Origin of the sequence: Aeromicrobium sp. WCS2018Hpa-31 (assembly GCF_031843905.1) — a bacterium.
Lineage (GTDB): Bacteria > Actinomycetota > Actinomycetes > Propionibacteriales > Nocardioidaceae > Aeromicrobium.
In genome coordinates, this window is the sequence record NZ_JAVTJF010000003.1 from 110818 (window position 1) to 130046 (window position 19229).

General features: G+C 72.4%; 23 protein-coding genes. 10 read left to right on the forward strand and 13 right to left on the reverse strand.

Annotated features, from left to right (window positions below; genetic code table 11):
* Positions 1–14: 14 nt before the first annotated feature.
* The 5 genes from RQG84_RS04440 to rpsF all read right to left on the reverse strand — a co-directional run bounded on the left by RQG84_RS04440 (position 15) and on the right by rpsF (position 3473).
* On the reverse strand, positions 15–1655 hold the full coding sequence (locus tag RQG84_RS04440) for an ABC transporter family substrate-binding protein (RefSeq protein WP_311209036.1): 1641 nt from the start codon (positions 1653–1655) through the stop codon (positions 15–17).
* Positions 1656–1771: 116 nt separating this feature from the next.
* Entirely contained in the window at positions 1772–2218 is a 447-nt protein-coding gene (gene rplI, locus RQG84_RS04445) for a 50S ribosomal protein L9 (protein WP_055962365.1), read from the reverse strand.
* A 15-nt stretch (positions 2219–2233) separates the two neighbouring features.
* Positions 2234–2470, reverse strand: a complete 237-nt coding sequence (gene rpsR, locus RQG84_RS04450; RefSeq protein ID WP_055962368.1) for a 30S ribosomal protein S18 — start codon at positions 2468–2470, stop codon at positions 2234–2236.
* Between the two features lie 41 nt (positions 2471–2511).
* Positions 2512–3069 (reverse strand): single-stranded DNA-binding protein, encoded by a 558-nt coding sequence (locus tag RQG84_RS04455; protein ID WP_311209037.1) that lies wholly within the window; start codon positions 3067–3069, stop codon positions 2512–2514.
* 113 nt (positions 3070–3182) lie between these two features.
* The gene (rpsF, locus tag RQG84_RS04460; RefSeq protein WP_055962375.1) at positions 3183–3473 is read right to left on the reverse strand and encodes a 30S ribosomal protein S6; all 291 of its coding nucleotides are present in this window, start codon (positions 3471–3473) and stop codon (positions 3183–3185) included.
* 169 nt (positions 3474–3642) lie between these two features.
* On the opposite strand from rpsF, the gene RQG84_RS04465 reads away from it, so the two are divergent.
* Positions 3643–4251: a molybdenum cofactor biosysynthesis protein gene (locus tag RQG84_RS04465; protein WP_311209038.1), complete on the forward strand. Its 609-nt coding sequence runs from the start codon at positions 3643–3645 to the stop codon at positions 4249–4251.
* Between the two features lie 13 nt (positions 4252–4264).
* Here the strand turns inward: RQG84_RS04465 and RQG84_RS04470 are convergent, their stop codons facing one another.
* Together RQG84_RS04470 and RQG84_RS04475 are read right to left on the reverse strand one after the other, a co-directional pair.
* On the reverse strand, positions 4265–4603 hold the full coding sequence (locus RQG84_RS04470) for an MGMT family protein (RefSeq protein WP_311209039.1): 339 nt from the start codon (positions 4601–4603) through the stop codon (positions 4265–4267).
* A gap of 40 nt (positions 4604–4643) precedes the next feature.
* Positions 4644–6026 carry a PLP-dependent aminotransferase family protein gene (locus RQG84_RS04475; protein ID WP_311209040.1) on the reverse strand — a complete coding sequence of 461 codons (1383 nt, stop codon included), beginning with the start codon at positions 6024–6026 and terminating at the stop codon, positions 4644–4646.
* A 55-nt stretch (positions 6027–6081) separates the two neighbouring features.
* Here RQG84_RS04475 and RQG84_RS04480 point away from each other — a divergent pair, with 55 nt between their 5' ends.
* The gene (locus RQG84_RS04480) at positions 6082–6768 is read left to right on the forward strand and encodes a pyridoxamine 5'-phosphate oxidase family protein (RefSeq protein ID WP_311209041.1); all 687 of its coding nucleotides are present in this window, start codon (positions 6082–6084) and stop codon (positions 6766–6768) included.
* 114 nt (positions 6769–6882) lie between these two features.
* On the opposite strand, the gene RQG84_RS04485 is transcribed toward RQG84_RS04480, so the two are convergent.
* Positions 6883–8013 (reverse strand): aldo/keto reductase, encoded by a 1131-nt coding sequence (locus RQG84_RS04485; RefSeq protein WP_056556894.1) that lies wholly within the window; start codon positions 8011–8013, stop codon positions 6883–6885.
* A gap of 64 nt (positions 8014–8077) precedes the next feature.
* Here RQG84_RS04485 and RQG84_RS04490 point away from each other — a divergent pair, with 64 nt between their 5' ends.
* Positions 8078–8593, forward strand: coding sequence for a hypothetical protein (locus RQG84_RS04490; protein ID WP_311209042.1), 516 nt, complete (start codon positions 8078–8080; stop codon positions 8591–8593).
* A gap of 143 nt (positions 8594–8736) precedes the next feature.
* Positions 8737–9159 carry a hypothetical protein gene (locus RQG84_RS04495; protein ID WP_311209043.1) on the forward strand — a complete coding sequence of 141 codons (423 nt, stop codon included), beginning with the start codon at positions 8737–8739 and terminating at the stop codon, positions 9157–9159.
* Positions 9160–9226: 67 nt separating this feature from the next.
* Here RQG84_RS04495 and RQG84_RS04500 read toward each other — a convergent pair whose 3' ends face one another.
* The 5 genes from RQG84_RS04500 to RQG84_RS04520 are packed head-to-tail and all read right to left on the reverse strand — an operon-like array spanning position 9227 to position 13292.
* Entirely contained in the window at positions 9227–9853 is a 627-nt protein-coding gene (locus RQG84_RS04500; protein WP_311209044.1) for a maltokinase N-terminal cap-like domain-containing protein, read from the reverse strand.
* 22 nt (positions 9854–9875) lie between these two features.
* Positions 9876–10709: a transglutaminase family protein gene (locus RQG84_RS04505; protein ID WP_311209045.1), complete on the reverse strand. Its 834-nt coding sequence runs from the start codon at positions 10707–10709 to the stop codon at positions 9876–9878.
* Between the two features lie 47 nt (positions 10710–10756).
* The gene (locus tag RQG84_RS04510) at positions 10757–11683 is read right to left on the reverse strand and encodes an alpha-E domain-containing protein (protein ID WP_055962403.1); all 927 of its coding nucleotides are present in this window, start codon (positions 11681–11683) and stop codon (positions 10757–10759) included.
* On the reverse strand, positions 11677–11769 hold the full coding sequence (locus RQG84_RS04515) for an alpha-E domain-containing protein (protein WP_082495336.1): 93 nt from the start codon (positions 11767–11769) through the stop codon (positions 11677–11679). The genes RQG84_RS04510 and RQG84_RS04515 overlap by 7 nt, the downstream gene beginning before the upstream one ends.
* Positions 11769–13292: a circularly permuted type 2 ATP-grasp protein gene (locus RQG84_RS04520; RefSeq protein WP_396135239.1), complete on the reverse strand. Its 1524-nt coding sequence runs from the start codon at positions 13290–13292 to the stop codon at positions 11769–11771. The genes RQG84_RS04515 and RQG84_RS04520 overlap by 1 nt, the downstream gene beginning before the upstream one ends.
* Positions 13293–13486: 194 nt before the next feature.
* On the opposite strand from RQG84_RS04520, the gene RQG84_RS04525 reads away from it, so the two are divergent.
* From RQG84_RS04525 to trxA, 6 genes are all read left to right on the forward strand, one after another.
* The gene (locus tag RQG84_RS04525; protein WP_311209047.1) at positions 13487–14578 is read left to right on the forward strand and encodes a YhjD/YihY/BrkB family envelope integrity protein; all 1092 of its coding nucleotides are present in this window, start codon (positions 13487–13489) and stop codon (positions 14576–14578) included.
* Between the two features lie 21 nt (positions 14579–14599).
* Positions 14600–14938, forward strand: coding sequence for a hypothetical protein (locus RQG84_RS04530; RefSeq protein ID WP_311209048.1), 339 nt, complete (start codon positions 14600–14602; stop codon positions 14936–14938).
* A 76-nt stretch (positions 14939–15014) separates the two neighbouring features.
* Entirely contained in the window at positions 15015–15452 is a 438-nt protein-coding gene (locus RQG84_RS04535; RefSeq protein WP_056556876.1) for an HNH endonuclease, read from the forward strand.
* An 80-nt stretch (positions 15453–15532) separates the two neighbouring features.
* Entirely contained in the window at positions 15533–17113 is a 1581-nt protein-coding gene (locus RQG84_RS04540; protein ID WP_311209049.1) for a protein kinase family protein, read from the forward strand.
* An 82-nt stretch (positions 17114–17195) separates the two neighbouring features.
* Positions 17196–18194: a thioredoxin-disulfide reductase gene (trxB, locus tag RQG84_RS04545; protein ID WP_311209050.1), complete on the forward strand. Its 999-nt coding sequence runs from the start codon at positions 17196–17198 to the stop codon at positions 18192–18194.
* A gap of 49 nt (positions 18195–18243) precedes the next feature.
* A complete protein-coding gene (gene trxA / locus RQG84_RS04550; protein WP_055966076.1) occupies positions 18244–18567 on the forward strand; it encodes a thioredoxin in 324 nt (107 codons plus the stop codon).
* Positions 18568–19229 lie beyond the last annotated feature (662 nt).

The following is a 19229-nucleotide window of genomic DNA, read 5'->3' on the forward strand; positions in this document are numbered from 1 at the left end:
TTAGGCGGTGCGGGTCAGTCGCCGGCCCGGAAGCCCACGGTGGTCCACTGCGGCTGCTCGAAGGAGGTGGCGCCGACGTTCACCACGCCCTCGCGCACGGCGACCACCGACGGCGTGACCGCCAGCGGCACCACGACCGCGTCCTTGCGCAGGTCGGCCTCGAGGTCGCGCAGGGCGTCGACGAGCGCGTCCTCGTCGTCGGCGTCGCGGGCGACGTTCCACGGCTTCGCGGGCGACGAGACGCCCGTGAAGTTGGAGGTGGAGGTGATCGGGCGGAACCGGTCGCGGGCGGCCTCGGCACCGAGCAGCGACGGTCCCCAGCTGAAGGTGAGCAGGTCGAAGTCGAGCGGCACGAGAACGTCGGCGGTGAAGGCGTCGGGCTCGACCGACCGCACCTCGACGGCGATGCCGACCTCGGCCAGCTGCGCGGCGATGCTCTTGGCCCGGGCGGCGATGGACGGTGAGCCACCCACCACGGGGAGGGTCAGCGTGAGCTGGTCGCCGTCCTTCGTGGCCTTCGGTGCTTCGCCGCCGGAGACCTCGTAGCCGGCCTTCTCGAGCAGCGACCGGGCCTCGGCGAGGTCGCGCTTCCGTGGCTCGGCGACCTCGTCGTACCCCGCCTGCCCGGGCAGGACCAGCACGCTGTCGGCGGTGCTGGGCTCGGCCCCGACCGGGGTGGCCACGGCCGCGGCCAGCGCCTCGCGGTCCAGGGCAGCCGCCACGGCCCGGCGCACCTCGACGTCGCGCAGCGCCCCGCGACCGGCGTTGACGGTCAGGTGCGACCACTGCGAGCCACCGGCGTGCTGCACCCGGTCCTCGTCGACCTGGTCGTAGCCCTCGGCGTCGAGGGTCGCGACGTCGAGCTCGTCGGCGTCGAACGCTGCCGCCTGCACCGCGGGCTGGGCCACCCGCCACACGACCTTCGACAGCCGAGGCTTCTGGCCCCACCAACGCGGGTTGCGCTCCTGCGTGATGGTGCCGGTGGACTCGTCGACGGAGGTGACCACGAACGGACCGTTGGACGAGATGGGCCGGTCGACGAAGCCGGTGTTGAACATCGTGGGCTTCGACGAGGCGTTGGCGGGCAGGCGCGGGTAGACGAACAGCGGCCAGTCGGGCCGGCGGTCCTCGAACTCGACCTCGTACTCATACGGGTCGTCGTCGGTGGTGACGTCCTCGATGTCGTCCCAGCCGTCGCTGCTCGCGACCTGGTAGGCGTCGTCGCTGCCGCGCAGGGCCTTCCAGTAGGCCGTCATGTCGCGGGCCGTGATGGCGGTGCCGCCCTGCCACACGGCGTCGGGGTTGAGCCGGACCCGGACCGTGAAGGGATCCTCGTCGACGACCTCGACGTCGCGCGCGTAGTCGGGGTCGACCTCCCAGCCGCCGTCGGCGGTGATGCGGACGGCGTTGCCGCTGGTGGGTCCCAGCAGGCGCTCGACCTCGCTGCCGGCGGCGTCGGCGTGGGCGGGGTTGAAGTTCGTGGGCTGCTCCGCGACGGCCAGCCGCAGGGTGCCGCCGGGCTCGACGTCGGCGACGTCGGCGCGCTCCCACGCCGTGCGGGTGTCAGCGGCCTGCTGCGTGGCCGCGCCACCGGGCTGCTCGGTGTCGCCGGAGAACCACGAGCAGCCGCCGACCAGCAGGATCGAACCTGCCACGGCGGCGACGGTGCGCGTGCGGCGCGGGTGCGCTCGGCGTTGCGACATGAGGAGAGGGCTCGTGGAACGAGGACGGGGTCCGGACCGGCGCTGCCGATCCGGACCCCGACGTCGAACTACTTGGAGGCCACCACGTTGAGGCGGACCTCGGCGGTCACCTCGGGGTGGACGCGCACGGTGACCTGGTGGGCACCGAGCGACTTGATCGGGTTGCCGACCTCGATACGACGCTTGTCGACCGAGCCGCCGGCCGCCTCGAGGGCGGAGGCGATGTCGGAGACGGTGACGGCGCCGAACAGGCGACCGCTCTCGCCGGCGCGCACCGGGACGTTGACCGGCTCGGCCTCCAGGCGACCCTTGATCTGCTGGGCCTCCTCGAGGTCGTGCACGGCGCGCGAGTCGCGCGCGGCCTTGATGGACTCGACCTGCTTGGCTGCGCCCTTGCTCCACCGGATGGCGTAGTTGCGGGGGAGCAGGAAGTTGCGGCCGTAGCCGTCCTTGACCTCGACGATGTCGCCGGGCTCGCCGAGGTTGGTGACCTCGTGCGTGAGGATGAGCTTCATCGGATCAGCCCTCTCTCAGCGTCCGCTGGACGTGTAGGGCAGGAGCGCCATCTCGCGGGCGTTCTTGATCGCCTTGGCGATCTGACGCTGCTCCTGCACGGACACACCGGTCACCCGGCGCGCGCGGATCTTGCCGCGGTCCGAGATGAACTTGCGCAGCAGCGCCGTGTCCTTGTAGTCGATCGTGGTGACACCGGCGGCCGCGAGCGGGTTGCTCTTCTTCTTCGGCTTCCGGATGACTGGCTTCGCCATGGTTCTCCTTGAACTGTGAATCTAAGAACGGGGTGTGTGACTCAGAACGGGGGCTCTTCGGCGGCGGCGCCGCCGCCGCCCCAGGCGTGGTTCCCACCCTGCGGTGCAGCCTGCGGCGAGGACCAGGGGTTGGCGCTGCCGCCACCGGCGTTTCCGCCGCCCTGTCCGCCGCCGTAGCCACCGCCACCGCCGGAGCCGCCACCGAAGTCGCCGCCGCCACCGCCGCCACCGCCACGGGAGGCCTTGGTGACCTTGGCCGTGGCGAAGCGCAGGGACGCTCCGACCTCGTAGACGTTCATCTCCACGCTGGTGCCCCGGCCGCCGTCCTGCCGCTCGTACTGACGCACGTTCAGGGCGCCGTGCACGATGACGTGCTGGCCCTTCTGCAGCGACTCGGCGACGTTCTCGGCCATCTGCCGCCACACCGAGCAGCGGATGAACAGCGGGTTGCCGTCCTTCCACTCGTTCGACTGCCGGTCGAAGGACCGGGGCGTCGAGGCGACGGTGAAGTTCGCGACCGCCGCGCCGGACGGGGTGAACTTCAGCTCGGGATCGTCGGTGATGTTGCCGACGACGGTGATGACGGTCTCGCCTGCCATGGGACCAGCCTTTCGGTGTGGCTGTGGTTGCGGTGCTGGGTGGGGGTCGACGCCAGTCAACCCCAGGGCGCGGACAACGGCGGTGCCGTCGTCCACAGGGAGCTCGAGAGCCCTTACTTCACGTCGGGTCGGGTGACCTTCGTGCGGACGACGGACTCGTTGAGCCCGAGCTGACGGTCGAGCTCCTTGACCGTGTCGGGGGTGGCGGTCAAGTCGATGACGGCGTAGATGCCCTCGTTCTTCTTGTCGATCTCGTACGCGAGGCGGCGCTTGCCCCACACGTCGACGTTCTCCACGCTGCCGCCGTCGTTCTTCACGACGTTGAGGTAGGTGTCGAGACTCGGAGCGACCGTGCGCTCGTCGAGATCGGGGTCGAGGATGACCATGACTTCGTAGTGACGCAACGACAAGGTGCGTCCTCCTTCGGTCTGAACGGCTACGGACGGTCCGCAGCAGGAGGTGTGCCCAGAACGGGCAACCACGGAAGTCTAGCCGTGCCGGTGATCGCAGGCCAAATCCGCGCCGGACCCCGTCACGACGCCGGATGGTGGGGGTCGGCGCTAGCGTGGCGGGGTGCAGGACGCGCTTCCCACCGGCTTCGAGCCGGTCGACCTCGAGATCGTCGGGCTCGTCGTCTCTCCACGTCACCGCTACGACGGGCGCCCCTCCGACGGGCCGAGGCCGTCCGTCGCGGAGGCCACCGGCGGCACGGAGCGGGTGTCGTCGGTGCAGGTGCGGGCCGGCAAGGGTCTGGTGGGCGACCGCTACTTCGGCACCCGGCACCGCTTCGCCGCCGTCACGTTCCTGGCCGTGGAGGAGCTCGCCCGGGTGGGCGCCGACCTCGATGCCTCCGGGCTCGACCCGTTCCTCACGCGTCGCAACGTGCTCACCCGGGGGCTCGACGTCGAGTCGCTGGTGCACAGCGAGTTCACGCTCGAGGTCGGCGGGGCCCGCCTGACCTTCCGCTCGCTCACCCGGGCCAACCCCTGCGCGTGGATGGACGTCGTGCTGGCGCCGGGGGCCCACCAGGCCATGCGAGGGCACGCGGGCATCCGGTCCGAGCCGCTCGACGACGGCACGCTCGCCGTCGGACCGGCGCGGCTCGTGGCGGTGCGGCACCTGAGCCCCGACGACGCGGCGCAGCTGCGGCGCGAGGCGCTGGCGGCGGCCCGCCGCGGCTGACGTCGACCCCGGCTCAGCCGCGGTCCGGCCGCACCCGCCCCTCGTCGTCGACGCGGTACCCCTCCGCCTGCAGGAGCGGGGTGGCTGCCTCGCGGTGCTGGCGGTAGAGCCGGCCGTTCGTGGGCAGGACGCGCCACCAGGGCAGTCCCGGGACGCGACGCAGCACGTTCGCGACCGCCTGGCCCGCCCCGGGGTGACCAGCCTCCAGGGCCACCTCGCCGTAGGTCAGCAGCTCGCCGGGCGGCAGGGCGCCCACCACGTCGGCGACGCGCTGCTGGAACGGCGTGAGCCGGTCCGGCGGGTCGGCGTGCCCGCCACCGGGCAACGGCATGGTGGAGGCGTCGTCAGCCATGTCCCCAGTGAACCCCAGGGGTGTCGTGGGTGCAGCCTCGTCAGTGGGACCGACGTCGGGACGGACGGTCGACCAGACCCCGGACCAGGGCGCCCAGGGCGGCGTCGAGCTCGACGTCGCCCACGCCGCCGAAGCCGACCACCAGCCCGGTGAGCCCGGAGCTGCGCGCGTAGTCGGACAACAGCGGGACGTCGAACCCGGCGCGTGCCGCCGAGCGGACGGCGGCGTCGGCCCGGTCCGGTGGGAGCAGCCAGGTCGAGTACATGCCGGCACTCGGACCCGCGGGCTCGGCGTGCGGTGCGAGCACCTCCGCGACGCGCGGCGCCCGGTCGGCGTAGACCCGTCGGGCCGAGCGCACCACCCGGTCGACGTACCCGTCGCGCAGCATCGACAGGAAGGCGCGCTGGACCGGCCACGAGATGCCCTCGTGCCGCACCGCGCGAGCGGAGCGGACGGCGTCGAGCAGGTGCGGGGGCGGGACGAGCCAGCCGAGGCGCAGGCTCGGCGAGACCGACTTCGAGGCGGTGCCGAGGTAGGCGACGCCGGTGCGGTCGAGCGACGCGAGCGCGGGGACGGGCGCGACGTCGTAGCGGAACTCGGAGTCGTAGTCGTCCTCGACGACCACGGCGCCCCGCTCCCTCGCCGCCGCGAGCAGCGCCACGCGGTCGGCGGCGGGCAGCACGTGGCCGAGCGGGTGCTGGTGCGCGGGGGTCACGTAGGTCGCGACGACGTCCGGTGGCACGGTCGGGGTTCCCCGGGCCGGCACGTCGACCACGGCCCGCCCCGCGGAACGGACCGTGGCGACCGCCGCCCGGTAGCCGGGGTCCTCGACCGCGACCGCGCCGGCGGGCAGCACCTCGAGCAGGGCGCGCAGGCCGTCGGTGGTGCCCTGCGTGACGACGACGTCGTCGGCCCCGCACTCCACGCCGCGGAGCCGGCCGAGCCGCTCGGCGATCGCGGCGCGCAGGTCGGGGATGCCGCAGGGGTCGTCGTAGCCCGCCGGTGGGGTGGCGGCGGCGACGTCGCGCCAGGCTCGGCTCCATCCGGCCCGGTGGCGCGGATCGATCCACGGCGTGCCGGTGTCGAGCCGTACGAGGCGCGGGTCCGCCGTCGTCGCCGCTGCCTGCTGAGCGACGGCGGGCGAGGGGTGGGCCGTCGCCGTCCCGGCGACGAAGGTGCCCGAGCCGTGGCTCGCGTCGAGCCAGCCCTCGGCGACCAGCTGCTCGTACGCCTGCGTGACCACCGAGCGGGAGACCCCGAGCTCGAGGGCGAGGGCGCGACTCGCCGGCAGCCGCACGCCCCGCCGCAGCGTCCCGGCCGCGACGAGCCGCCGCACGTCGGCGGCGAGCTGCGCCGGCAGGGGCGTGGCGGCGGTCCGGTCGAGGTGCACCGGCAGCGCGGGCGAGCGCGAAGTGGTCTGCACGATGCCGACGATAGTGGCCCTCGACGTCGGACCACTTGGTCGGCACGCTGGGGTCATGGCCGCGATCGACACGTCACCGCTCTCCCCCACCCCGCGCACGACCCTTGGTCGCTCGCGCGAGCGTGGGCTCACCGACCGTGCCGCGCTGCACGCGATCCTCGACGAGGCGCTCGTCGCGCACCTCGGCGTCGACGTCGGCGACCATCCCGTGGTCCTGCCGGTCGCCATCGCGGTCGATCCCGAGGGCCCCGACGCCGACGGCACCCTCTACGTGCACGGCTCGGTCGCCGCGCGCTGGATGACCCGCTCGGGCCGACGCACCGTCTGCGTCACGGCGACGCTGCTGGACGGGCTCGTCGTCGCGCGTTCCGGCTTCCACCACTCGATGAACTACCGCTCCGCGGTGGTGGTGGGGGAGGCGCGGGTCGTGGACGACCCGGACGAGAAGGCGCGCGCGCTCGACCTGACCGTCGACCACGTCGTGCCCGGCCGGTCGGCCACCCTGCGCCGGCCCACCCGCAAGGAGGTCGCGGCCACCGCCGTGCTGGCCGTCCCGCTGCGCGAGGCGTCGGTGAAGGTGCGCACCGGGGACCCCGTGGACGACGACGCCGACGTCGAGGCCGGAGCGTGGGCCGGCGTCGTGCCGCTGTCGATCGTCGCGTCGAGCCCGGTGTCGGCCGCGGACTCGCACGACGTCGTGCCGACCGACGTCGCCGACCGGGCCGTCCGGCTGGGGGCCTGACCCGCACTCACCACCGTTCTCCCCCACTCACCTCGGGATGCATCCGCAGGTGGGTGGGGGAGAACCATGGTGGGCTCGCGATTCCCATCAGCTGATGGGAATCACCGAGACGGGTCAGAGGTCGCTGGAGACGCTCCAGATGTTGACGCCGTCGACGCTGCCGGCGAGGTCGTCGATGCGTGACAGCTCCTCGTCGCTGAAGTCGACGTTCGCCGCGGCGGCGAGGTTCTCGTCGAGCTGCTCGGTCGACGAGGCGCCGATGAGCGCCGACGTGACGCCGCCGGGCCGCAGCACCCACGAGATCGCGAGCTGCGCGAGGGTCTGGCCGCGCTCCTCGGCGATCGCGTTCAGCCCGCGCAGACGCTCGACCATGTCGGGCGTGACGACGTCGTCGGTGAAGGAGCCGCGCTCGCCCGAGCGCTCCGCCGGCTCGTCGCCCAGGTACTTCGACGTGAGCAGGCCTTGCGCGAGCGGGGTGAAGCCGATCGAGCCCATGCCGTGCTCGTCGAGGACCGACAGCAGGCTCGACCCGCTCCCGGCGCCGCCGGTCGCGCCGAACCCGGCAGGGCGCGCATCGGTGCTGCCGGACTCGATCCAGCGGTTGAGCATCGAGTACGACGGCTGGTGGATGACCAGCGGCGTTCCCAGGTCGCGGGCCACCGCGACCGCCTCCGCGGTCATCTCCGGCGAGTAGGACGAGATGCCGACGTAGAGCGCCTTGCCCTGGCGCACCGCGGTGTCGAGCGCGCCGATCGTCTCCGCGACGGGCGTGCCGGGGTCGGTGCGGTGGGAGTAGAAGATGTCGACGTACTCGACGCTCATCCGCTCCAGCGACGCGTCGAGGCTGCTGAGCAGGTACTTGCGCGACCCGAGCTTGCCGTAGGGGCCCGGCCACATGTCCCAGCCGGCCTTGCTCGAGAGCACCAGCTCGTCGCGGTACGGCTTGAAGTCGGTGCGCATCATCCGCCCGAAGTTCTCCTCCGCCGAGCCGTACGGCGGGCCGTAGTTGTTGGCGAGGTCGAAGTGGGTGACGCCCTTGTCGAACGCGTGCCGCAGGATCTCGCGCTGCGTCGCGAACGGCCGGTCGTCACCGAAGTTCCACCACAGCCCCAGCGAGATCGGCGGCAGCAGCAGGCCGCTCGTGCCGACCCGGCGGTAGTCGAGGTGGGTGTACCGGTCCTCGGCGGCGACGTACGGACGGTGGGTCTCGGGCACGGCGTCGGCCCAGTAGCGCTCCTCGGTCATGGACCCGACGCTACCGAGGCACGCCACTCCTCACCCGTCGAGCCGACCGTGGGAGGGTGCGGGCATGGTCGTGGCGATCGCGGTGCTCGGTGCGCTGACCTTCCTGGCGGTGGTGAAGGTGCTTCAACCCACCCTGCTGGCCCACCGCGCGCGACATCTCGACGACGAGGAGCTGCGACGAGCCGCACCGTTCCTGCGCCGACGCGACGCGGTGCTGCCCGCGAGCGCCTTCGCGGTGTGCGTGGTCGCCTGCGGGTCGGCGTTCGCCTCGCTCGACGGGTCCTGGACCTTGTGGGTGGCGGCTGCGGGTGCGGCGGTCGCGCTCGGTGCGGCCGGGCGTGGATCGGCACCGCGGGTCGACGCGGTGCTGCGGGCCCGGGGCGTCCCGCTCGGGGACCGTCCTCGCTACGTCTGGCTCGACCTGACCACCGCGCTGTTCGCGGCGACCTGGATCGTGCGGCTGCTCGCCACCCACGCCGCGTTCCATCCGCTCGCCGTCACCCAGCTGGTGCTCCTGCCGGCCCTCACGGTCTGCGCCGGCGTCGCCGCGTGGGTGGCGCTGCGCGACCCGGTCCGCTGACCGCCGTCCCTGCGTCTCGGACACTTCCGGGGCACTCGGGGTGTCCCGCATGCCCCGCAGCTGTCCGAGACGGAGGGACCGGCCGGGTGGAACGGGTTCCGACTCGACGTGACGTATCGTCCCCGACCCGTCACCCTGGACCCATGAGGACGGTGATCGGGGTGGTGCTGGGCGTCTGCGCCGTCGCGCTCGTCGCCGCCGCAGCGCTGGGCAAGGCGCCGCTCCTGGTGCTGCCGACCCCGTGGGGCGTCGGCCTCATCGGCGTGGCCATGCTCGCCGTCCTCGCCCAGCCGTCGGCGGCTCGGTCGGCCCGCACGGCCGCCGTGGCCCTGACCACCGTCGGCTCCGCGGGTGCGATCGTCGCGTGGCTCGCCTGGCTGCGCGGGTTCGGCCACGACAACGCGGTCGGTGGCGCTCCCGACGCGATCGACTCGATGGTCGACCTCGGCTCGTCCACGGCTGCGCTCGCGCTCGCCGCGCTCCTGGTGGTCGCCGGCTCCGCCTCGTCGATGCCCGGACGGGACCGGCCCGGAGCCGAGACCACCCCGCTCAACACCGGCGTCTGAGCCCCGACGCCGACGAGCCCGGATCGAGGTCCCGGTCGGTCGGGCGGCAACGATCAGGCGAGACCGATCAGTGAGGGCGCAGCACGACGAGCGGGACCGGCTGCACCACACCCGGCCACGTGCCCTCGAGGAGTGGTCCGCCCTCGGGCACGGCCTCGTCGAGCACCCGCCGCACGAGCAGGTCGCCGACGGACGTGACCACGACGGTCACGTCACGCTCCTCACGCACGTCGACCAGCCCCACCGACCCAGGGTGGGCCTCGTGGCCGGTCCCACGCACCCGGACCGAGGGGTCGACGACGCTCGACGAGCCGTCCGGGAGCTCGCGCACCAGCTCGGCCTGGGTGCCACCGGCGAGGACGGACGCCGCGAGCGCCGCCACGTGGACGGGGTCGCCGCACCCGTCGTACACCCAGCGCGGGCCGAGCACCGAGTGCTCCATGGTGGCCACGAGGTACGGGTCGGCACCGGCCAGCGGCGCTCCCCGGTACGTCAGCGGCACCTGCACGACCGTGCCGTCGGCGGTGCGGACGAGGTGCGTCTCGAGGCCGACCTCACCGTCGGGATCCTCCAGCCGGTAGGCGCCGAGGACCTCGATCTCGCCGTCGCTCGCCCAGGGTCGGTCCGCGAGGTAGGTCGCGAGGACCTCGGGCTTGGTCGGACGGATCTGGGAGCCGCCGTGCAGGAGTGCCATGGGCCGAACGTACGCCCGCGGCTCAACGCAGGCGCGTGATCTCGACCGAGACGAACAGCTCGGACTCCCCCTGGGTGGAGTAGATGCCGCGCAGCGGGGTGCTGTCGGAGTAGTCGCGTCCGCGGGCCACGAGCACGTGCCGCTCGCCGGGCACCACGGCGTTGGTCGGGTCGTAGCCGCGCCAGTCGCCGTCCCAGTACTCGATCCACGCGTGCGACTCGCCCTGCACCGTCTCGCCCACGACCGGCTCGGACGCGGGGTGCAGGTAGCCCGACACGTACCGGGCCGGGATGCCCGCCCGTCGCAGTGCGCCGACCGTCACGTGCGCGAGGTCCTGGCAGACGCCCGCACCGGCCTGCCAGGCCTCGGCGGCCGTGGTGGACACGACGGTCGCACCCGGCAGGTAGCGCAGGTGGCCGTGCACGAGTCCGAAGACCGCGGCCGCGTACTCGCCCGGCGTGGCCGAGCCGGCCCGCAGGTCGTCGAGCTGCGACTCGAGGGCGACGTCGGGCCGGACCCAGTCGTCGAGCACCAGGAACTCGCACCACTCGTCGGCCACGGCCGGCAGGGCGTCCCACCCCACCGTCGGCTCGTCGACCGGGTGCGGGGTGCTCTCGACCGTCGACGTCGCGACCACCGTGAGCGCGTCGTGCGGCTCGTGCACCTCGAACGCCGTGACCACGGTGCCCCAGTAGTCGCGGTACTCCTGCGACCAGGCCGTGGGCGTGACCTCGATCCGGGAGCGCAGCACGAACTGGTCGGGCGTCGTCAGTGGCGTCAGGCGCGCCTCGTTGTAGGAGGCCGCCGCGCCCTCGTCGTACGTGAAGCCGGTGACGTGGCGGATGCGCAGCTGCATCGGCCGACCCGAGCCGCCGCCCTGCGTCTGGGACTGGAGCTGGCCGTTCACAGTGCCACCCCGCCCGTCCACGCGTGGTTCTCCGAGTGCGAGAAGTACCGCGCCGAGACCGCCTCGCTGGCCGCTCCGCAGGTGCGCTGGAGCCGCTCCATCTCGATCGGCATCGCCTCGACGATCTCGGCCAGGGGCCGGTACTCCAGCTCGGTGCGCGCCCGACCGAGCAGACGCTGCGCCTCGTCGCCGAAGCCGGACCGCTGGCCGCGCGCCTCGAGCCGGCTGAGCGCTCGTTCGGCCTCCATGAGCGCCGAGACCACCGACCGCGGGAACCAGCGGTCGAGCAGCAGGAACTCCGCCGCCTGGCGGTCGCCGTCGAGACCGCGGTACGCCCGGATGAACGCCTCGTAGGCCCCGCACGCGCGCAACGTCGTCGGCCACGCGACCTGGGTGTCCGACGCGAGCGCCGCGGTCGACAGCAGTCGAGCGGTCATGTCGACCCGCTCGATGCTGCGGCCGAGCACGAAAAAGTTCCAACCCTCGTCGCGCGGCATGGTGCCGTCGGCGATGCCGTTGATCATGGCCGTGCGGTTGCGCACCCACGCGAACATGTCCGGCGGACGCTTCGTGCGCGCCGACGGCAGCCCGCGCCACATGGTGTTGATCGAGGCCCAGATGTCGGTCGACAACGTCTCGCGCGCACCTCGGGCGCCCTCGCGCGCGGCGGTGATCGCCGCGGCGATCGAGCTCGGCGAGTCGACGTTGTGCGCCAGCAGGTCGAGGATCGTCCACCGGTTGATCGACCCGGCGTAGTCCTCGACGCCCATGACGCTCAGCAGCTGCTCGCACGACGCGGCCTCGTCGATGGCCGGGTCCTCGACCAGCACCTGCAGCTGGACGTCGAGGATGCGCGCTGTGTCATCGGCACGCTCGAGGTAGCGGCCGATCCAGAACAACGACTCGGCGATACGACTCAGCATCCGCCCGCCACCTCTCGCTGGGGGTCATCGGCACGCTCGAGGTAGCGGCCGATCCAGAACAACGACTCGGCGATGCGGCTCAGCATCAGGCACCTCCACCGATCTGGGACTGGCCACCCTGGGACTGGGTCTGCCCGTCCTGGGTCTGCGTCTGGGCGGATCTCTTCGGCTTCTTGTCCGGCACGTCGTCGTCCTCGTCGACCGTGTCCTTCGGGTCGGCGGGGGTGAAGGGGTCGGCGAGCACCCACGTGTCCTTGGAGCCGCCGCCGCGCGAGGAGTTCACGATCAGCTCGCCCTCGGGCAGGGCCACGCGCGTGAGGCCGCCGGGCAGCACGTACACGTCGTCGCCGTCGTTCACCGCGAACGGACGCAGGTCGACGTGCCGTGGCCGGATGCCCTGCTCCACGAGCGTCGGGACGGTGGACAGCGACACGACCGGCTGGGCGATCCACGCGCGCGGGTCCGCGTGGATCTTGCCGCGCAGCTCGTCGAGCTCCTCGGCCGACGCCGCCGGACCGATGACGATGCCCTTGCCGCCGGAGCCGTCCACCGGCTTGAGCACCAGCTCGCCGAGCCGGTCGAGGACCTCCTCGCGCTGGTCGACGTCGCCCAGGCGCCAGGTGTCGACGTTGGAGAGGATGGGGTCCTCGCCCAGGTAGTAGCGGATGAGGTCGGGGACGTACGTGTAGATCAGCTTGTCGTCGGCCACGCCGTTGCCCACGGCGTTGGCGATCGTCACGTTGCCCGCGCGGGCCGCGTTCACGAGGCCGGGGACGCCGAGCACCGACTCGGGGACGAACTGCATCGGGTCGAGGAACTCGTCGTCGATGCGCCGGTAAATGACGTGCACCGGCTCCAGCCCGCGGGTGGTGCGCATGGACACGCGACCCTGCTGGCAGACCAGGTCGCGACCCTCGACCAGCTCGACGCCCATCGTGCGCGCGAGCAGGGTGTGCTCGAAGTAGGCGGAGTTGTAGACGCCCGGGGTGAGCACCACGACGTTCGGGTCGCTCACGCCCGACGGTGCCGACGCCCGCAGCGCGGCGAGCAGGTTGCGCGAGTACTGCTGCACTGGCCGGATGCGGTGGTCGGCGAAGACCTCCGGCAGCGCGGCGGACATGGCCGGCCGGTTCGTCATCACGTAGGAGACGCCCGACGGGACGCGGCAGTTGTCCTCCAGCACCCGGAACCGGCCGTCGCCGTCGCGGATGAGGTCGATGCCGGAGATGTGCACCCGCACCCCGTTGGGAGGCTCCAGCCCGGCCACGACGCGGTGGTAGTGCGGCGACGTCAGCACCGTCTCGCGGGGGACGACGCCGTCGGTGAACACCTCGCCCGGGCCGTAGACGTCGGCCAGGAACGCCTCGAGCGCCTTGACCCGCTGCCGCACGCCCGTGTCGACGTGCGCCCAGTCGGCCGCCTCGATGATCCGGGGGACGATGTCGAGCGGGAACGGCCGCTCCTCGCCCCCGACGCCGAACGTGACGCCCTGGTCGAGGTAGGCCGACGCGAGCGAGTCGGCGCGCGAGCGGATCTCCTCGTTGCCCATCTGCGAGAAGGCGGAGTGCACCCGCGCGTACTCGCTGCGCAGGCTGTCACCGTCGAACATCTCGTCGAACCCGGCCACGGGTCCGTAGCCGTCGAAGAGGTGCGCGTCGCTCACGTGGCCACCCTAGGCAGAGGAGGTGTCGGTCGTGTTTCGTCTCCTGTCTAGCGGACCCCGGCGCCCCGTGCACCCCCGCAGGGGATCGGGTCCGCGCCCACCGAGTCGCACCGGACCTCCAGGACTCCTAGGGTCGGAGCATGAGCGACGACGGGGGCGGACCGCACGAGAAGCCCGGCATCAAGGAGCGCATCGCTGCGGCGAGCCCGTTCCTGGCCCACGTGATCCGGATGCTCGACCACTACGGCCAGCGCCGCGGGAACCTGGCCGCCGGTGGCGCCACCTACTTCGGCTTCCTCAGCTTCTTCCCCCTCCTGGCGGTCTCGTTCGCGGTCGTCGGCCAGCTCGCCGAGGTCTACCCCGACGCCCAGCAGGACTTCGTCGACGCCCTCAGCGGGGTGCTGCCGGGGATCGTGTCGGTCGATCCCGCGCCCGGGCGCATCGCCCTGTCCGACATCGCGTCCAACGCCCCGGCCATCTACACGGTCGGTCTGGCCACGGCGCTCTACGCCGGCCTGAACTGGGTCAGCGGACTGCGCGACGGCCTCAACCAGATGCTGGACCTGCCCACCACCGAGGCCGGCAACATCGTCAAGGCCAAGGGCACCGACCTCGTGACCCTCGTCGTGCTGGGGCTCGTGCTCGTGGCGTCGGTGTCGATCGGTGGTCTGCCGGTCGCGCTCGGGTCGACGATCCTCGACGCGATCGGGCTGCCCGGGCCGCTCGGCGCCGTGCTGCTCACGCTGTTGTCGGTCGCGGTCGGCGTGGCGGTCAGCACCCTGCTGTTCTGGGCCATCTTCCGCCTGCTGCCGAAGCCCGACCTCCCGGCCGCCGCCCTGTGGCGGGGCGCGTTGTTCTCGGCGGTCGGCTTCGAGCTGATCAAGCAGTTCGCCAGTCTCATCCTCCGTGGCGCCAGCTCGGTGCCCGTCGCGTCGCTCGCGATCGCGCTGACCCTGGTCGTGTGGATCTACTACTTCTCCCGTCTCGTCATGTACGGCGTCTCGTGGGCCTGCACCGATGAGGAGACCTTGGCCGAGATCGCTGCGCTGGAGAGCGCGGGCCTCGGCGAGGACGGGCGCGACCGCGTCGCCGACGACGACGGGGCGTGGGTCGAGGACGACGTGGTCGAGGTCGAGCCGGCCGACGTCGGCTACGTGCGGCCCCTGGCCGTCGGGTTCGGCCTGGGCGCCCTGCTCGGTGGCCTCCTCGGCCGGTCCACGCGCGACGACTGAGCCGGGTCGTACGCTGGGCCTGTGAACGACCAGGCCGAGGGCGACGTCCGGCGCGCGGTGTCCCGCACCATGAGTGCCGAGGAGACGGCCGCGCTGCAGAAGGTGCGCCGGCGCACGACCGCCATCTGCTTCTTCGTCGTGGCGATCCACGGCGTCATCGGCCTCGTGGTGGTGGCCGAGGTCATCGCCGGCCAGGACCGACGAAGCGGTGCGATCGTGCTGGTGGTCATGTCGGCCCTGCTCGCCGTCGGCATCAGCATCGCGACCCGCGCCATCCTCGCGGCGACGCCCTACCTCTCCTGGCCGTGGGCGCTCGTCTCGCTCGTGCCCTCGGCGGCCGGACTGTTCTGGGTGCTCTGACCACCTGACCGACACGGCGTCTTCGCCCCCCGGTGTCGGGCGCGGCGGCTACCCTGGTCGCGGAAAGGGTGCGCCCATGGCCGACCACGTGCTCGTCCTCAATGCCAGCTACGAGCCGCTGCAACGCGTCTCGCTGCGCCACGCCATCAAGATGCTCGTGCGTGAGGTGGCGGTCATCGAGGAGGAGGACGAGGGCACGTTCGGTCCGTTCCCCAAGCCCAAGGTGCTGCGGCTGGTGCGCTACGTGGTGGCCCGCTGGCGGCACCGTCGGGGTCACCTGTGCACCAAGTCGGCCGTCAAGGCGCGCGACAAGATGTGCGGCTACTGCGGTGGCCGGGCCGAGACCGTCGACCACATCGTCCCGCGCAGCCGTGGGGGCACGCTCACCTGGGAGAACGCCGTGGCCGCGTGCCTGCGGTGCAACCATCGCAAGGCCGACCGGACCCCCGCCGAGGCCGGCATGACGCTGCTCGTCACCCCCGCCGTCCCGCCACCAGGGTTCCTCGTCGGCTGACCGGTCGTCCCGTCGCTGCGTGGCGCCCACCGGGCCAGGTGTCGCGTCCTACGATGGGAGCGCACACGGAAGAGGTGGCGATGACCGAGCGGCGGGCCCTGGGGGCCGGTGACGAGCTCGACGGACGCTACGTGCTGCAGGACCTCGTCACCGAGAAGCTCGGCGCCAGCACCTGGCGTGCGCACGACACCGTGCTGGCGCGCAACGTCGGCATCGAGGTGCTCCCGAGCACCGACCCGCGCGCCGACAACTTCCTCGAGGCCGCCCGCCAGTCGACCACCGTCACCGACCCCCGCTTCCTGCGCGTGCTCGACCTCGTGGAGTCCGACCACGACCACCACGTCGTCGTCCGGGAGTGGGCGCGGGCCTTCCCCCTCGACCAGCTGCTGCGCCAGTCGGCGCTGCCCAACCGCCGCGCGGCCACCGTGGTCGCCGAGGTCGCCGAGGCGCTGGCCCACGCCCACGAGAAGAACCTCTTCCACCGACGTCTGACCCCGCACCACGTGCTGCTCAAGCAGACCGGTGCCGTGCGCATCGTCGGTCTGGGGGTGGCCACCGCCCTCGCGCCCGCCGGCCACCGCGACACCTTCGACGACCTGCAGGCCTACGAGCAGATGGACGTCGAGGCCCTGGGCAAGCTGCTCTACGCCTGCCTGGTGAGCCGGTGGCCCGGGGTTCCCGTCGACGGCCTGAGGTCGGCGCCCGTCGAGCACGGACGGCTGCTGCGGCCCCGACAGGTGAGGGCCGGCGTCTCGCGCGACGTCGACGCCGTGTGCGACCGGATCCTCGGCCGCCCGCCCATGCACCACCGCACCCCGCTGCGCACGGCCGGCGACATCGCCCGGGCCCTGCGCTTGACCGGTGAGGACGAGTCGGAGGTCGACGACCCGAGCCCGCTGCACATCTCGTCGCCCGACCTGCTGAGGCTCGACCCGGTGATCGTGCCGGCCGGGCCACCTCCGGGCCTGGAGCCGCCGCGCCGCCGGCCCAAGGCCTTCGAGCCGGCCCCGCCCACGACCTTCGAGCGGGGCGTCTCCCGCGCCAGGCGGGCGACGTCGACCGGTGACCGCAAGCTCGTGGTCGCGGGCATCGTCATGGTGCTCCTGATCGCTGCCGGTCTGGCCTTCGTGGTGGGTCGTTCCACCGACGAGGGAGCCCCGCTGGTGGGGACCACCGCCGGCGAGGACCGTGCCGCGGCCGAGACGCTCCCCGTGGTCGACGTCCAGGACCTCGACCCCCAGGGAGAGGACGGCGAGGAGAACCCCGACGAGGTCCCGCTGGCCGTCGACGGGGACCCCGACACCGCCTGGCGCACCACGACCTACTTCAACCGCGCCGACCTGGGCGGCCTCAAGGACGGCGTCGGGCTGGTCCTCGACCTCGGCGGCCCGCGCGAGGTCGAGTCGGTTCGCGTGCTCCTCGGTGGTGCCGGCACGTCGTTGTCGGTGTACGCCTCCAGCCCTGGCGGCGAGGTGCCCACCCGGCTCGCCGACCTGCAGCGCATCGCGGCGCTCGACGACCTCGGCAGCGACGTCACCGTGAGCTTCCCCGAGGGCACGTACACCCGGCGGATCGTCCTGTGGCTCACCCGGCTCCCCGAGGTCAGGCCCGGCGACTTCCAGGGCGAGGTGCGCGAGGTCACCGTGCAGGGCCGACGCTGACCCCTGCTGTCGGCGGTGCCTGGAATGTTCGGCACCTAGACTGCGTTGCAACAGGGAGAGACCCGTCTACGAGAAGGCATCCATGAGCACTCAGTCGTCCACCGATGGCGTCCGCAACCTCATCATCATCGGCTCTGGCCCGTCCGGGTACACCGCCGCGGTGTACGCGGCGCGCGCCAACCTGGAGCCGCTCGTCTTCGAGGGCTCGGTCACCGCCGGCGGTGCCCTCATGAACACCACCGAGGTCGAGAACTTCCCCGGCTTCCCCGACGGCATCATGGGCCCGGCCCTCATGGACAACTTCCGTGCGCAGGCCGAGCGCTTCGGTGCCGAGCTGATCTCCGACGACGTCACCGCGGTCGACCTCACCGGCGACGTCAAGACCGTGAGCCTGGCCGACGGCAGCACCTACCGCGCCCACGCGGTCGTGCTGGCCATGGGCTCGGGCTACCGCAAGCTCGGCGTCGACCGTGAGGACGAGCTGTCCGGCCACGGCGTCAGCTGGTGCGCCACGTGCGACGGCTTCTTCTTCCGCGAGCAGAACATCGTGGTCGTCGGCGGCGGCGACTCCGCCGTCGAGGAGGCCACGTTCCTCACCCGCTTCGCCTCCAAGGTCACGCTCGTGCACCGTCGCGACGAGCTGCGCGCGTCCAAGATCATGCAGGACCGCGCCATCGCCAACGACAAGATCGAGTTCGCCTGGAACTCCGAGGTCGCCGAGCTGCACGGCGAGGGCCGACTCGAGAAGATCACGCTGCGCGACACGGTGACCGGCGAGACCCGCGACCTCGACGCCACGGGCCTGTTCATCGCGATCGGTCACGACCCGCGCTCGGAGCTGCTCACCGGCCAGGTCGACCTCGACGACGAGGGCTACGTGCTGGTGAAGCCCGGCAGCACCGCGACCAACCTGCCCGGTGTGTTCGCCGCGGGCGACCTCGTGGACCACACGTACCGCCAGGCCATCACGGCCGCCGGCACCGGCTGCTCGGCCGCGCTCGACGCCGAGCGGTTCCTCGCCGACATGGAGCAGGCCGGACTGCCCGCTCCCGACGTCGCCATGGCCCAGTACGCCGAGTGACCTGCACGCCCACCGACCACCCCGACCCCACCTGCTGAAGGAGAACCCCATGCCTGACATCACCCCCGTCACCGACGCCGACTTCGACGAGAAGGTCCTCAAGGCCGACGGCCCCGTGCTCGTCGACTTCTGGGCCAGCTGGTGCGGCCCGTGCCGCCAGCTCGCCCCGATCCTCGAGGAGATCGCCGCCGAGAAGGGCGAGGCGCTCACCATCGTCAAGATGGACGCCGACGCGAACCCCGTCACCCCGTCGCAGTACCGGGTCACCGGCCTGCCGACGATGAACCTCTACTACAAGGGCGAGGTCGTGAAGTCGATCGTCGGCGTCCGCCCCAAATCGGCCATCCTCGGCGAGCTGTCCGAGTACGCCTGACCCGCAGGCGCCTGAGCGTCTGACCTGACGAAGCCCCGGTGCATCGCACCGGGGCTTCGTCGTTCCTCGAGGACGCGCGGCCTGTACCTGGTGGGCGGACTGCGCCTCGACGTCCTGCTGCGCCGCTCCGGGTGAGCCTCCACTCGCTGCTGGGACGCTGCGGCTGACCGTGGGGTCGGTCTCCGAAAGGGCCTCGACCGGAGCAGCGGTCTCGTGCCGGCTGGGTCTGCGGGGCGCGGCCACGATTCTCCCTCTGCGCGGAATCCACGCACGATTCTTCCTTCGCGTGGACCGTGCCTCCCGAAGGAAGAAGCGTGGCGACGAAAAGGACCCCGTACGGGCAGAGATTCTCCTTTGTCGTGGAACGGTCCACGCAAAGGAAGAATCCCTACCCCCCGCCGCACGAGACGCCACCGGTGGACGCAGGATTCTGCCTTTGCGCGCGGAAGCCCGAACGATGCTTCGTTCACGACGGCATCCCGTAGCGAACGCAGCATCCTTCGCCCCCTCACGCGCGAACGCAGAACCTTGCGTCACCGAGGCCGCGGTCCGAGAGCCCGACCGAGTCTGGATCCCGCCGCCGGTCGAGGCCTTTCGGGGCGCAGGTGTATGACGATCCACAGCGACGCAGCAACCGAAAGGCCACCGAGCCCCGCAGCAGC